A 13870-nucleotide genomic window follows, 5' to 3' on the forward strand; every position below is an offset into this window, starting at 1 on the left:
AAAATATTCTTCCGCGGGAATATAATAAATATATACGAGCAATGGTTTATTCCTGAAAATGTGGAAAAACCGGCAGAACCTTTCAAGGGTTACGACAAAGAAAAGAAACGGGGATCAAGCAGTGCGTTATTTGGGGAATAAAACGAAATTACTTGATTTTATTGAGAATGTCATTGACAAGTATCAGATCGAAGGAGAAGTGTTTGCGGATCTTTTTTCTGGTACGTCGTCAGTAGGAGATTATTTTAAAGATAGATATACGATCATTGCAAATGATTATATGGGTTTTGCAAGTGTCATAGCAAAGGCGAAACTGATGAACGCAGGCAGACCTTCTTTTGTTAAGTTCATTCGGAAGTATAAGACGGATCCGTTCCAATGGCTTAACGACAGAGAGTATGAGCCGTCATCAGATTTTTTTATGTACAATCACTATACGCCGATTGGCGACAGAATGTATTTTACTGAGGAAAATGCTATCAAGATAGATGGGATGCGGATTGATATTGAAGAAATTTATAAGCAGGGGATCGTAGATGAGTCGGAGTATTCTTATTTGATCGCTTCCCTGCTTGAGTCTGTTCTTAAGGTATCGAATACATCCGGGACCTATCAGGCTTTTTTTAAGTTCTGGGAACAGAGAGCGTTGAAATCCTTTGAGCTGCTGCCCTTAGAGTTATGCGAGAAAGACCTGCATGGCGTGAACCGGATATACAATGAGAATACGAACGTGCTTGTCAGACGGATCGAAGGTGATATAGCGTATATCGATCCGCCGTATACGATCACCCAGTATACAAATTCTTATCATATATTAGAGACACTTACAAAATATGATGCGCCCAAAATCTTTGGGAAAACCGGAAGAAGATGTAATCGTGAATTGTCTGGATATTCCAATAAGCAAAAGGTACTGACGGAATTTGAAGATCTGTTCCGGCAGCTGGATTTTACTCATATATTGGTAAGCTACAGTAACCAATCTCTCATTTCATTGGAAGATCTTGTCGGTATGGCAAGACTGTTTGCGGTAGAGGGGGAAGTGTATGTAGAGACGAGTGGGTACAGGGAGTATTCGACGAATAATGCAAGTTATAAAGGAAATGGAACACAGCTGAAGGAAGCTGTCATTTATTTTAGAAAAGACCGAAGTATCCATAAATCGCCGTTGAATTATTCCGGAAGTAAAGACGTGGTTTTGCCGATACTTATGAAACAATTGCCGAAGCACGTAGGGACTTTTGTGGACTGTATGGGCGGGGCGTTCAATGTGGGGGCTAATATCACGGCAATGGACAAAGTGCTGTATGTGGAATATAACCGGTATGTTTTTGAAATCATAGAGTGGATTATTGGGCAGGACGCAGAGCAGATCATCCATTCTGTGAAGCAGGTCATAGAAAAATATGGACTGAAAAAGAAGAATAAAGAGGCCTATTTAAAGCTGCGTGAACAGTATAATGAGAAAGAAAAGACAGCCTTAAACTTATTTGTATTACAGATCTATGCGTTTCAAAATATGATCCGTTACAATAACAGTCAGAAGATGAATACACCGGTAGGGAATAATGAATATTGCGAGGGGATTGAAGAACGCATAAAGAATTTTGCTGTCAGAGCGCCTGTGTATGAATTGAAGTGCGGACCGTATCATTCGATAAATTATAAAGACTTTCCTAAAGATACCATATTCTACTTTGATCCGCCGTATTTTATAACCAATGCGGAATATAATGATGGAAAAAGGGGACTGGAAGGCTGGAATGCAAATAATGAAGTCGAATTGCTGGCATATCTTAAGGAAATTGACGAGGCGGGATATAAGTTTATGCTGTCCAATGTAGTCAGACACAAAGGAAAGGAACATCATATTTTGCTGGATTGGATACAGGCACATGGCTACAATATGATAGAAATCGGGAAAACAGGCATCAAATATCCGCGGGAAGAGGTCGTGGTAACGAATTATAACATATTTGAATAGGAGGAAACATGGAGCGGATCATTCTTTTGAACGACAGGCAGTTCCCGGACGCTTTTCTGTTAGCTGGTGTTGTTCCCCCGGCAGGGGTCATGAAAATACCATATGTGGAACAGAAGATCATACAGGCTGTGAATACATACAATCCCAAATTACAGGTGCAAAAGATAGAATATGCGGCTATCGAGGCACAGTTTCCGTATTATAAAAAGGGAAAAGCGAATGGAGTGCTGATAGAAGAATTTGAGATCCATCCGGCAAGAAGTTCGGTTTATAGACGCAACGGATGCTATGTCTATACGCGGGGGACAAAATGTATGTGCAGACAGATATTGCTGTATCTGTTTGTTTCAGATGCGGGGGAAGATACGAGAAATGCGTTTGTCTCGCAGACGGTTTTTCCCACTTTGCTTGATTATGCGGCAGATCATCTGCAGTCGCCAAGTTATAGTATTGCAAACCATAAGTTTTGTTTTATCAATATACTGAATAAAAAATTGACTTCAAAAATGATCTTACGGCATCTGGCAGGATTATGTGCTGCGGGAATGGAGTATGTAGAAGTCTTTGGAAAAGATTCTGTCGTGCCGGGCGATATTCCAAGAGGTATGAAAGAGTTCCTTGCCAGATATGCTTCGGATTATGCGGCAAAGTATCATGCAAAAACGGACGTATATGAAGGTGAGCACTACAGCGTGGATTTTGCAAAGAAGACATTTGTCTGGAAGACGGCGTCTCTGCTCGGCGACATCATACCGAAAAGATCGGCGAAAAAGTCGTCGGCGGTTGACTTTAACGGCAGCGCGGAGAAATTCTACTGGATCGAAATATTGCCCATGGCCATTTTTGCCTACAAACAGGGATATAAAGTGGATTATAGTGAATACGGTAAGTTTGTTGCTGCTTATAGGACAAAGTTTTCTCCTAAAAGTGAGAAATTCGCCAGATGTGAAGTGCTGTTGAAATATATGGAAAAATTTATTGTGTAAGGAGTCGTTATCATGCATGAACAGTTGATATTATTTGGAGCCCCGGGAACAGGAAAAAGCTATAGACTCAAGGAATATTTAGACGGATATGGGGATGATAAGAAATTCAGAGTGACGATCCATCCGGAGTTTTTGTATACGGATTTTGTGGGACAGCTGCTGCCGGACACGACTCCGGGAGCGCCGGCGTCCTTTGTATTTCAGGAAGGTCCCTTTACAAGAGCTCTGATGGAAGCCTATGCGGACAGCAGCAAGGATGTATTTTTGATTCTGGAAGAACTGTCCAGGGGAAATGTAGCCGCTATCTTCGGCGATCTTTTCCAGCTGCTGGACCGGGACGATCATTTCGAGAGCAGATATCCTGTGCGGAATAAAAATATTGCGGATAAGATCCCTACTCTTACAACAGATGAGATTAAACTGCCGTCTAATTTTAATATACTCTGTACAGTGAATATGAATGACCAGAATGTATATCCGATGGATACGGCGTTTAAGAGAAGATTTGACTGGGAGTATGTTTCCACAGAGCCTGTGATCGACAAGGCGACCGGAACCAGAGATTCCCATTTGAATAATCCAAAAGTAAAGATTGCCGTTGACAAGAACAGGGCACATGATCTGGAGACGACCTGGCAGTCGTTTTATATGGCGTTGAATGCATTTATCACAGATAAAGAGAAAGGCATGGGAAAGAGAGAAGACAAGCAGGTAGGGCAGTTCTTTCTTGACTTTGCAGAGCAGGTTGTTCTGGATTCTCATTCCACGATCGTGTCTGCGGCGGACGCTGCAAATGAAAAAATAAATAAAATGATAAAGAACAAACTGCTGCTTTATCTGTGGCAGGACGTACAGGGGATCGCCGTCATGGGAGCAGAAACGAGTCTGTTTGACAAAGAGATAAACAGCTATGACGATCTGTATAAGAAATTCGGGACAGATAAAGTATTCAGTGATGCGTTTATTGAACATTTTCTAAGTCCGGGACTTTCTTCTTATCCTTACTGATCCGGGGAGGTGCACTATGATAACAGTGTGTGCGCATGACGGCGAGTCATGTGATACAAAGGCGATCAGTATGCATGGATTTCAGATAGATGAAAAAAGAGACAGTAAGGAAGTCTATGTTTGTGATCGGGTGACCGGGGAAAAAACAGATAAAACAGAAAGAATTTTTGATTTCGTCGGTTTTGTATCGAATGTGAAGGACGAATTGCTTGTTGTTTTTCCGAAGCATTATCGTGTGACAAAGGAAGAGACGGATGCCCGCAGAGTTTTTGCGTGTATTGCCGAACATATGCAGAAGAAACCGGAACTATACATAGGCGCGGACAGCCGGGATATATATCGTTCTAATTTCCCGTTTGCGGCTTTCTTTGGGATCTATGAGTATTTTGCCGCATATGGATTATATTTTCGGGATGAAACTTTTATCAGACCGAATACAGGCGGCCGTATCAGTTGGAAAGAAACGATCAGCAGGAGCGAGAAATATATGGCAGGGGGGAATATGATACTTTTCCCCTTGTATTACCGTAAAAATTATCATTTTTCGAATTTTGTGACGGAGTGTATGATATTCGCTATTGACTATACGATTCAGAAGTTTGGTATATTTATAGACGCAGCTCCTACAGGAGAAGAGTTCCCGCAGACACCGTTTTTGGAAAACAGGGAGTATGTTGTAACTGTTTTACAGCAGCTGCGCCAACAGACATTCAAGGATAATGAGCAGCGGTTGATCGATCATCTGACCGCGTTTTTCTCCGGCATACATGTAGGCGGCAGCTATTACTTGAAGCATTACGCATTTTCTGCTATATGGGAAGATATGGTGACTGCTTATCTGTGTAAATATTATAAAGGGATGGATGCGGCGCGAGCGATCGTATTTGACAAGATGTCCGGCAAACATTTGTCATTCTCCAAGCGGAAGTTTTATCCAAATCAAGCGAAACCGGCGCAGTATATCGAGCCGGATCACTATGCAGAGGATGGAGATATCCAGCTTATATTCGACGCCAAATATTATACTTATGTACGTGGGATGGATTATAAACAGATCGCTTATGTGTATATGCTGAGAGGGCGGCTGGATCCAAAGACAGGGCACTCTAAATTCCGAGATACCTATTCTGCTTTGATCTTGCCGGCAGAGCGCAGAGATACGAAAATACACTTTCAGTTAGCCGCGCCGTATGGAGGGGCAGATGAATTGCTCATTACAGAAGAATATCTGGATATCAGTGAAGTGATGGCAGCGTATCTTCAGGAGTGAGTTTTGCCAGAAAATGCTCCCTCTTAAGCGAATAAGTTTTTATTTTTTCCTTAAGAGGGAGAGTATCAAATATGTATCAGACGTGGAAGCGTGACTCTTTTATTTTTCCATCAGCCTTTTATGGAGGCGTCATATATTTCTTGAATGGAATTTTTCAGCGCCTGATCGAATTCTTCCTGTGTTTGTTTGACAGATAGATCAGAGAGCAGCGCCCTGGAAAAACTGGCGATCAGTCCGGGATTTTGTGCCAAAAGCGAGTTTGCCTCCTGGCGTGTATATCCGCCGGACAGGGCAACTACACGGATGACATGCACATCTTCCATGATTTCGGAGTAGGCTCCAGCGTTGGTAGGAAGCGTCAGCTTAAACATCAGGCGGACAGGATCTTCTAGTACAGCGAGATGTTTTTTGATCTCTTTAATAAGGAGCTTCTCGCAGATCTCCTTGTCGGGGCAGTGTATATCTACTTCCGGCTCCAGGATAGGAACAAAACCGGCCTGAAAGATATGAAGACCGATCTCGAATTGCTGTCTGACAATGGCGCTGATTCCTTTTTCGTTTGCTTCCTTGATGACGGAACGCATTTTGGTGCCGAAAATATGACGCTCTTTTGCAGTTTGTAATAAGTTGTCCAACTGAGGCATCGGTTTCATAAGCTGTACACCATCTTTTAATTCGGCAAGTCCTTTATCTACTTTTAAAAATGGGACGATCCTTTTCTTTTCCCAGAGATAATCTGCGGTATACATTTCTTCTACTTTCCTGTTCATCGTCATTTCAAATAAAATAGCTCCAAGTATGTGTGTAGAAGTAAAAGAAGGACTTGTGACAACACGGCTTCTCATCTGGTGGATCAGATCGAACATTTCCGTATCGGAAGAGTAAGCGGTATCGTCTACTCCATAGGCGCGCAGCGCTTTTGGAGTGCTTCCTCCGCTTTGGTCGAGTGCGGCAATAAAACCAGTATCATTTTGCATACGTTCCAATTGCTGTGTGTTCATAAAATTACCTCCTTTTTAAAAGATTGAAATAGGTTCCTATAATCTATTATACACATTTTTGATTTATTTTATATAGACAGAAGAGGAAAGTTAATTTACCCCTGTACTGTCAGTGGGGACAGATACAGGGGTAAGGGCATATCCATTTGGGTATCCTGCGATACATGCCTTTCAGGCGATGCGCGGTGCATAATACGGTATACTTTATATTTCTGCGTGATAGATATCTAAGAACTCTTCTTCGGTTAGAAGTCCTTTTTTCTCAATGCCTTTTTCTTTTACCTTTGCCAGGATGGAAGTAATCTGTTCCGGATTCGCAGAAAGGTTTAATTTATCCAGAAAATATTCGATAGAGGCTTTTCCGCTTTTCTTGCCTAGTACAATGTCGCCTTCGCGGCCAAAATATCTAGGATCTGTGGCATACATGGCAAGGGGCTGTTTTACGACAAGATCGATACCGATTCCGGATTCGCGGGTATAATTACGGAGTCCGGCCACCGGTTTATTGTTTGCAAGTGTGACGCCGGCAATCTTTTCCACTTCTTTGCACATTTGTGGGAGCATTTCAATTTTATAATCGTTTGGCATATCCATCATGATCTTCATGCACATCATTAATTCTTCAAGAGATGCATTGCCGGTACGTTCTCCTAAACCGTTGATACAGGAATGTACGCAGCTGGCTCCTGCGGCTATAGCGGCCAATTCAGTTGCAACTGCCATACCAAAGTCATTGTGCGTATGTACTTCTACGGGAAGTCCATTGGTCATTTTTTTCATTTTTTTCACGAGGTACTCGATTGTCTGCGGCATAGCACATCCCATTGTATCAACTACGCCGACAGAAGTTGGAGCGGCATCTCTCATGATCGCTGCCATCAGATTCTCTAAGTCTTCTACGCGGGAACGTGTCGTGTCATAAGGAAAGTAAACAGCTTTTAATCCTTGGCTCTTTGCGTAATTGATACAGTCTGCGCTTTTTTCAAATACTTTTTCCCATGTCCAGTTAAACTGATATTTCAGTTTTGGATAACCGATCGGAACTTCGATCACAACACCGTTGGCTCCGCAATCTAAAGCCATGTCGATGTCTTGCCTTGTTGCACGGGCAAATGTATAAATTTCTGCTTTTAGATTTTTCTTTGAGATTTCTTTGATCGCATCCTGGTCCATTTTGGAGACTGCGGGCATACCTGCTTCAATTCTCTCTACGCCTATCTGGTCTAACATTTCTGCGATATGGACTTTATCTTCTTTTGTAAATACTACGCCCGGTGTCTGCTCGCCGTCTCTGAGGGTTGCATCGTGAATCTCTACTTTCTGACCTTTTGTCATCAATGATTTTACTTCTTCTAAATCATTGTATGGGCTGGCCCACCATGCATTTTCTTTAAAATACGACATTGTTGTGCCTCCTTTATATAGATAGTTGATAGATTTAAAGGTATTATAATAATACCTTTATGATGATTTCATCATACCTCTATATCTATGAGAAGTCAAGAGAAAATATAAAATACCATATAAGAAAATGGGGAGATATCAAAGGAATAGGAGAGAAGAAGATGAAATTACCGGCAGGGAACACCTGCCGGTAAAAATAAAGAGATAATAGCGTATCATATTTGTAAAAATATTTATAAATGATCAAAATTTTCCTGCGAGATACGAGTCTGTTTAGAAGCCTCTGTCAACATCCGGCCTTGCAAGATACGAAGATGATCGGTATTCAGACTATAAGCCTTTTTGTAATTTCTGTCTTTTAGCGCATTTAAAATTTTTCTGTGGTAAGAATAGGAATGTTTGATCACACCTTCTACAGCACTGGAACGTTGAAGCTGTTCTTTTACAAATGGACTCAGGGCGCTCCAAAATTGAAATAGAAATTCGTTTTTTGAGAGCATGATCAATTGTGAATGAAAATCATAATCCAATTTGGCATATTCTTCCGGAGATTCACAGTACTCCTGTTTTTTTAAAGTCTGCTCGATAGAAATAAGCGCTCTTTCATCTAAACGTTCTGTAGCCAGTTTAAATGCTTCTTTTTCGATGCAGTGCCGGGCTTCAATATAATGAGAAAGCTGATAATTCCCAATCGTAAACATAGAACGAATGGCTTCCTTTACGCTGGAGTTGTCATCTGCTAAAAGCGGAAGAAGAGAATCTTCTTCTGCAGAAGTCAGAGACTGTGTTTCCGTTGATTTTTCCTCAGAAGTCAAGAGAGACATAGCAGAATCTGCATCGACTACATACGTTCCGTTTCCCTGTCTGATAGAGAGTATTCCAAAATATTCTAATTTTTTGAATGCTTCGCGAAGCGTCGTCCTGCTAACACCGAATTCCTGTGTCAACATTTTTTCGGAAGGAATTTTATTTCCCTCTTTAAAACGTCCGCTTTTAATTGCTTCTACCATCTGTTCTACGACAGCGTCTACCAAAGTAACACGCTTGACTTGTAATGAATTATTTTTTGGCACGAGTATCTCACCATTACTTTCTTTTCAATATATTTCCATACATACAATATTATCATACAACCCTTTGAAAAGCAATAAAATCAGGAATTACCTGACACATGCCTGTCAAATGAATTTGGAATGAGGGCTGTAGATTATGGCCAGATCCCACGCATATTTTTTGCATCGATGACACGTTTTACAGCGATCAGGTAGGCTCCGGTACGTAAAGTGACCTCTTTTTTCTGGGAAATATCCCAGACAGACTGGAAAGCCTGATCTAAGATCTCTTTTAACTGGTCGTTTACATGCTCTTTGCTCCAACTTACAGATTGGATATTCTGTACCCATTCAAAGTAGGAAACGATGACGCCTCCTGCGTTGGCAAGAATATCAGGAACCAGAACGACTCCTTTTTTCTGCAAGATTTCATCTGCTTCCATAGAAGTAGGTCCGTTGGCGCCTTCTACGATCACTTTTGCACGGATTTTATCTGCATTGCCGGCATGGATCTGGTTTTCTAATGCGGCAGGAACAAGCAGTGTGGTATCCAGTTCCAGAAGCTCTTCATTGGTAATGTGTTTCACATTATTTTTCTGGTAATCTTTTAAAAGATTCCCCCTTTTTGCGGACAAATAGGCGATGATGTCCGGGATATCCAGACCGTCCGCGCAGTAGAGTCCGCAGGAGACGTCGCTTACTCCGATGACTTTCATTCCTGCCATATGAAGAAGCTGTGCAGAGATACTTCCCACATTTCCCATACCCTGTACGACTGCGGTAGTTCCTTCTACAGAGATCTGCAAAGCGCGCAGGATATTGAGTGAAGTGATCATAACTCCTCGTCCGGTTGCCTCACTTCTTCCCAGAGCTCCGCCTAATTCCAGTGGTTTCCCTGTAACGACACCGGGCACACAATGCCCCTTTAACATGCTGTAAGTGTCCATGATCCAGCCCATAACATTGGCGTTTGTGCCTACATCGGGGGCGGGTATATCCTGCTCTGGCCCTATAATAGGAGCAATCATGGCTGTAAAACGCCGGGTAAGACGTCTAAGTTCTCCATCGGATAATTTGGAAGGATCACAGATGACGCCGCCCTTTCCGCCGCCATAGGGGATGTTTACCACTGCACATTTGAAAGTCATCCATGCAGCCAGTGCTTTTACCTCATTGCTGTCTACATTTGGATGATACCGGATACCACCTTTGGCAGGTCCGCGGGAAGTGGAATGTTGTACACGGTATCCTTCAAAGACACGAACGCTTCCGTCATCCATACGTACGGGGACTGACACTTTTAATTCCCGTTCCGGATGCAGGATAGCTTCATAGTCACTGGCCTCATATCCCAGGAGGGAGGCGGCATGTTTTACAGTTGCAATGACATTATCGTAGGGATTGTATTTGTTGTTAGATGTTGTACCCATTTTTATCTCCGTTCTGCACCTCTGACGCTTAAGGCACAAGTGTGATCACAAGGTGTGCGTCATTCACCAAAGTGTTTTTGCTAAGAGAGTTTATCCAGTACTTCTGTATTTACGATCCAGTCTGCTTGCTCGCCTTTTAGTACTTTTACCATCTGTTCTGCCGACTGTACGGCCATTTTTCTAGAGCCGCTGACAGTGAGAGCAGAAGAATGAGGGCTGACGATCAGATTTTCCAGAGAAAATAATTTCTGGTAAGTATCTAGAAGCTTTCCATCTTTGTCTGTCGGTTCTTCTTCAAAAACATCCAGAGCAGCACCGGCGATCTTTTTCTGTTCCAATGCTTCGATCAATGCTTTTTCATCTACGATAGGTCCACGTGAGCAGTTGATAAAGTAAGCGTCGGGTTTCATCAGGGCAAACTGCTCTCTGCTCATCATATGAATGGTTTCTTCTGATTGCGGGGTATGCAGCGTTACAAAATCGGCCTCTTGCAGGACACTGTTCATATTGGGCATCATTTTTGCTCCATATTTTTGTCCGTCTTCTTCTCTTAAACGAGGATCATATGCAATCACACGCATGTCAAAAGCATTACAGTATTTGGCAACGATACTGCCGATATGTCCCAGGCCGATGATGCCAACAGTTTTGCCTTCTATATCATCTGGTTTATAGGTGACTTTGATCGCAAAATTTCCCTTTTTTTGTTCTTTGTCTGCGGTCATAATCTTGCGCCCCAGCATGAGAATGTACATCATCGTGTGTTCTGCAACGGAAACCGTGGCTGCATGAGGCGTATTTGTTACGAGAACACCCTGTCTGGTCGCTGCTTCAAGATCGATAAGTTCAGTGCCGATCCCATGCCGGGCAATGACTTGAAGATTCGTACACTTCTCAATCATCTCGGCTGTCAGACGATTATGACGCACGATAATGCCGTCAATGGAGTCGTCCATCATGGAAAGAAGTGTCTCGGGTCTTGGATCCGGTGCAAGAACGACTTGTTCTACTGCGTCTTCCAGTATTTTCATGCCGTCTGGATGGATAAATTGTGTGATGAGGACTTTTTTCTTAAGTTTCATAGGATACCTCCTGTTCGGTAAATAATACTATTTATAGGATAGAAGATCGACGTCTGTGCTATAAAGTCAATAAAATGTCCAAAAGGACGGAGCGGGATATGCTGTGTATATCCCGTTCCGTTTGCTGTTTTATTTTATCATATTATCAGAAATCACTTTGATTGGATTGGCGATCTTGCCAATGCCTTCCACTTCTGTTGTGAGGACTTTTCCTTTTCCCAGATCTACATGCTGGAATTTCACTTTGATGTCTTTGCGTTTTTCAGCATGTTTTTCATCGCCGCCCTGCACAGTGCCCCAGGAAACAATGTCTCCTGCACAAAGTGTGTGCGCGCCGGAAAGATAGCTGATCAGGTAAGGAATCTTGAAGAACATATCGCGGGTATTTCCTGTCTGGATATGTTCTCCGTCAAGCCACGCGTCGATATCCAGATTATTTACATCTTCGATCTCGTCAGCGGTCACAAGATATGGTCCCATAGGTGCAAAGGAGTCGTAGCATTTATATCTGCCGGCATAGGTAAGCCTCTTGTCTCCTCCTTCTTCCGCAGAACGTTTGGAAACAATCCATTCCCTGTTGTCACGGAGCCAGTGAGCAGTCAGATCATTGTGTACCGTGTAGCCGTATACATAACTTTCAGCATCTTTTTCATCAATGAAACGTCCCTTTTTCGCAATGACAAACGCCATCTCGGATTCAGAACCTACATTGCCGATTTCTTTTGGAATTTCAAGTGTATCATAAGGACCTACTACACAGGTCGGAACTTTAATAAAGTAATACGGATGTTTTGGCCCGTCCGGCAGATCCGCTATCTCGTATTTCTGCCGATTGTTGATAGCGATGGAGAAAATTTTGGACGGGGCAGGAATCGGCGCCATATACGTAATCTCTTCCGGTGCGTAAATCAATGTTTCTCCTTCCGGTCCGGCTGCATCTGGATTTTGTGATGCATAGGCCATAGCTTCACGGATACATTCTTTTCCTTCTTCTCCGCTTTCAATGATTCCGATCATGCAGGGAGGAGTCATGACATCTGCGCGCTCTTGCGGTTTTGCCTTCCCGGCTGCCTTCAGAGCAGCTGCATATCCGTAATTGACATCCAGAATCTTCCCGTTGTCCATAAGGACACCTACACGTTGTTCACGACCTGTTTTAAAAGTACAAAGTTTCATAATTGTATTCTCCTTTTATTTTTTTATTGTTTTGCGCGGATGTCCGCTACAAATTTTCTTAAACGTTCCATACCCTCGACACAGTCCTCGTAAGATGTTGCATAGGAGAGGCGGAGGTTATTTTTAGAATCTGGTCCGAAATCACTGCCGGGGACACAGGCTACTCCATATTCTTCAAGAAAACGCTGGCAAAAAGTATCCCCATCCATGCCCAAAGAAGAAACATTGGGGAAAACATAAAATGCGGCCTGTGGATATGCGCAGGTAAGTTGCAGTTCTTGTAAGGTGCCGTATATCAACTTTCTTCTTTTATCGAATTGTTCCAGCATATACGCAATCTCATCTGATTCCTGAGTGAGAGCGGCCAACGCGGCATCCTGTGAGGACGCGGTCGCGCACAGTACGAGTTTTTGATGTACCCGGATCAAGATTGACATCAGTTTTTTGCAGGCAGCAATATAGCCTATGCGGAAACCGCACATAGAATGGCTTTTGGAAAAGGATTGGATCGTAATCGTTCTTTCCCACATGCCCGGTAGACTGGCGATAGATGTATGCACATGATCTTCATACAAAATACGCTCGTATGCTTCGTCTGCAATCACAAGAATGTCGTGGTCGATACAGATTTGACTGAGTTCTTCCAGGCTTTTTTTATCCATGATCGTACCCGTCGGATTGGAAGGGGTACAAAGCATGAGTAGTTTTGTCTTGGGGGTAATGCTCTGTCTTAGAGCCTGCAGATCAAAATTCCAGTTATCCTCTTCGCGTAAAGGGATATAAACAGGAACTGCGTTTGCAATTTTTACGATACTGTCGTAAGGGGAATATCCTGGATCCGAGAGAATGACTTCATCTCCTGCATCTACCAGTGCGAGGACAGCTGCAGCCATGGCCTCTTCACCGCCTACAGTGACCATGATCTCACTGCCCGGATCTGCGTGAATATGATTTTCCTTTTCTAATTTTTCTGCGATGGCTTTGCGCAGCGCCATGGTTCCGTAATTAGAAGTATAGCGTGTATTACCAGCCTGAAGAGAAGCGCATGCTGCTTCACGGATATACTTAGGCGTGACGAAGTCTGGCTGTCCGATTTCAAAATGGATTACTGATTGGCCATCTTCTTCTAATTGTCTGGCCCTTTCAAGAACACGTCGGATTCCGGTGAAGGTGATTGCCTTCATCTTTTTCGGTTCATAATCTTTCATGCCATTCATCCTTTCTTTTATATTTAGTTTTGCAGATACGACGGAAGACAGATATATCGTGAACCGTCTTTCACAACATCGCGTCTAACATAATATGATAATACCTTTTGAAAGGTATTCTGTCAATACGTTTAAGTAGAATAATTTGTACAAAAAAAGGAGGGAAAAACTAGTAATATATGACAGTTGACAGATTTTTAATTGATATGCATAATAAATACAAAGGTATTATAATATTATGATAATACTTAAAAATCGTAAATATAAAA

The 13870-nt window shown here is 42.6% G+C and carries 12 protein-coding genes; 5 read left to right on the forward strand and 7 right to left on the reverse strand.

Going from position 1 to position 13870, the window contains the following annotated elements:
• The first annotated feature begins 58 nt into the window (after positions 1–58).
• The 4 genes from BN3282_RS01570 to BN3282_RS01585 are packed head-to-tail and all read left to right on the forward strand — an operon-like array spanning position 59 to position 5248.
• Positions 59–1984: a Dam family site-specific DNA-(adenine-N6)-methyltransferase gene (locus BN3282_RS01570; protein WP_205408509.1), complete on the forward strand. Its 1926-nt coding sequence runs from the start codon at positions 59–61 to the stop codon at positions 1982–1984.
• Between the two features lie 8 nt (positions 1985–1992).
• On the forward strand, positions 1993–2970 hold the full coding sequence (locus BN3282_RS01575) for a hypothetical protein (protein ID WP_059066398.1): 978 nt from the start codon (positions 1993–1995) through the stop codon (positions 2968–2970).
• Between the two features lie 12 nt (positions 2971–2982).
• On the forward strand, positions 2983–3978 hold the full coding sequence (locus BN3282_RS01580) for an AAA family ATPase (protein WP_059066399.1): 996 nt from the start codon (positions 2983–2985) through the stop codon (positions 3976–3978).
• A 16-nt stretch (positions 3979–3994) separates the two neighbouring features.
• A complete protein-coding gene (locus BN3282_RS01585) occupies positions 3995–5248 on the forward strand; it encodes an LlaJI family restriction endonuclease (protein WP_059066400.1) in 1254 nt (417 codons plus the stop codon).
• 110 nt (positions 5249–5358) lie between these two features.
• Here the strand turns inward: BN3282_RS01585 and BN3282_RS01590 are convergent, their stop codons facing one another.
• Together BN3282_RS01590 and BN3282_RS01595 are read right to left on the reverse strand one after the other, a co-directional pair.
• Positions 5359–6249, reverse strand: coding sequence for a fructose bisphosphate aldolase (locus BN3282_RS01590; RefSeq protein WP_059066401.1), 891 nt, complete (start codon positions 6247–6249; stop codon positions 5359–5361).
• A 204-nt stretch (positions 6250–6453) separates the two neighbouring features.
• Positions 6454–7653 carry a homocitrate synthase/isopropylmalate synthase family protein gene (locus tag BN3282_RS01595; RefSeq protein WP_059066402.1) on the reverse strand — a complete coding sequence of 400 codons (1200 nt, stop codon included), beginning with the start codon at positions 7651–7653 and terminating at the stop codon, positions 6454–6456.
• Between the two features lie 59 nt (positions 7654–7712).
• On the opposite strand from BN3282_RS01595, the gene BN3282_RS15375 reads away from it, so the two are divergent.
• Entirely contained in the window at positions 7713–7847 is a 135-nt protein-coding gene (locus tag BN3282_RS15375; RefSeq protein WP_278308704.1) for a hypothetical protein, read from the forward strand.
• A gap of 39 nt (positions 7848–7886) precedes the next feature.
• On the opposite strand, the gene BN3282_RS01600 is transcribed toward BN3282_RS15375, so the two are convergent.
• From BN3282_RS01600 to BN3282_RS01620, 5 genes are all read right to left on the reverse strand, one after another.
• On the reverse strand, positions 7887–8726 hold the full coding sequence (locus BN3282_RS01600; RefSeq protein ID WP_059066403.1) for a FadR/GntR family transcriptional regulator: 840 nt from the start codon (positions 8724–8726) through the stop codon (positions 7887–7889).
• 134 nt (positions 8727–8860) lie between these two features.
• Complete coding sequence (locus BN3282_RS01605; protein ID WP_059066404.1) at positions 8861–10135, reverse strand: Glu/Leu/Phe/Val family dehydrogenase; 1275 nt, start codon at positions 10133–10135, stop codon at positions 8861–8863.
• An 80-nt stretch (positions 10136–10215) separates the two neighbouring features.
• Entirely contained in the window at positions 10216–11217 is a 1002-nt protein-coding gene (locus tag BN3282_RS01610; protein ID WP_059066405.1) for a hydroxyacid dehydrogenase, read from the reverse strand.
• A gap of 129 nt (positions 11218–11346) precedes the next feature.
• Positions 11347–12393: a fumarylacetoacetate hydrolase family protein gene (locus tag BN3282_RS01615; protein WP_059066406.1), complete on the reverse strand. Its 1047-nt coding sequence runs from the start codon at positions 12391–12393 to the stop codon at positions 11347–11349.
• 23 nt (positions 12394–12416) lie between these two features.
• The gene (locus tag BN3282_RS01620) at positions 12417–13601 is read right to left on the reverse strand and encodes a pyridoxal phosphate-dependent aminotransferase (protein ID WP_059066407.1); all 1185 of its coding nucleotides are present in this window, start codon (positions 13599–13601) and stop codon (positions 12417–12419) included.
• Between the last annotated feature and the right edge of the window lie 269 nt (positions 13602–13870).

Source organism: Mediterraneibacter massiliensis, assembly GCF_001487105.1.
Classification (GTDB): Bacteria; Bacillota; Clostridia; order Lachnospirales; family Lachnospiraceae; genus Mediterraneibacter; species Mediterraneibacter massiliensis.

Coding starts and splice junctions, on each gene's coding strand:
- BN3282_RS01615 (WP_059066406.1), bottom strand. CDS start 12,393: ATGAAACTTTGTACTTTTAAAACAGGTCGTGAACAACGTGTAGGTGTC.
- BN3282_RS15375 (WP_278308704.1), top strand. CDS start 7,713: ATGATGATTTCATCATACCTCTATATCTATGAGAAGTCAAGAGAAAAT.
- BN3282_RS01620 (WP_059066407.1), bottom strand. CDS start 13,601: ATGAAAGATTATGAACCGAAAAAGATGAAGGCAATCACCTTCACCGGA.
- BN3282_RS01605 (WP_059066404.1), bottom strand. CDS start 10,135: ATGGGTACAACATCTAACAACAAATACAATCCCTACGATAATGTCATT.
- BN3282_RS01595 (WP_059066402.1), bottom strand. CDS start 7,653: ATGTCGTATTTTAAAGAAAATGCATGGTGGGCCAGCCCATACAATGAT.
- BN3282_RS01570 (WP_205408509.1), top strand. CDS start 59: ATGTGGAAAAACCGGCAGAACCTTTCAAGGGTTACGACAAAGAAAAGA.
- BN3282_RS01580 (WP_059066399.1), top strand. CDS start 2,983: ATGCATGAACAGTTGATATTATTTGGAGCCCCGGGAACAGGAAAAAGC.
- BN3282_RS01575 (WP_059066398.1), top strand. CDS start 1,993: ATGGAGCGGATCATTCTTTTGAACGACAGGCAGTTCCCGGACGCTTTT.
- BN3282_RS01585 (WP_059066400.1), top strand. CDS start 3,995: ATGATAACAGTGTGTGCGCATGACGGCGAGTCATGTGATACAAAGGCG.
- BN3282_RS01610 (WP_059066405.1), bottom strand. CDS start 11,217: ATGAAACTTAAGAAAAAAGTCCTCATCACACAATTTATCCATCCAGAC.
- BN3282_RS01590 (WP_059066401.1), bottom strand. CDS start 6,249: ATGAACACACAGCAATTGGAACGTATGCAAAATGATACTGGTTTTATT.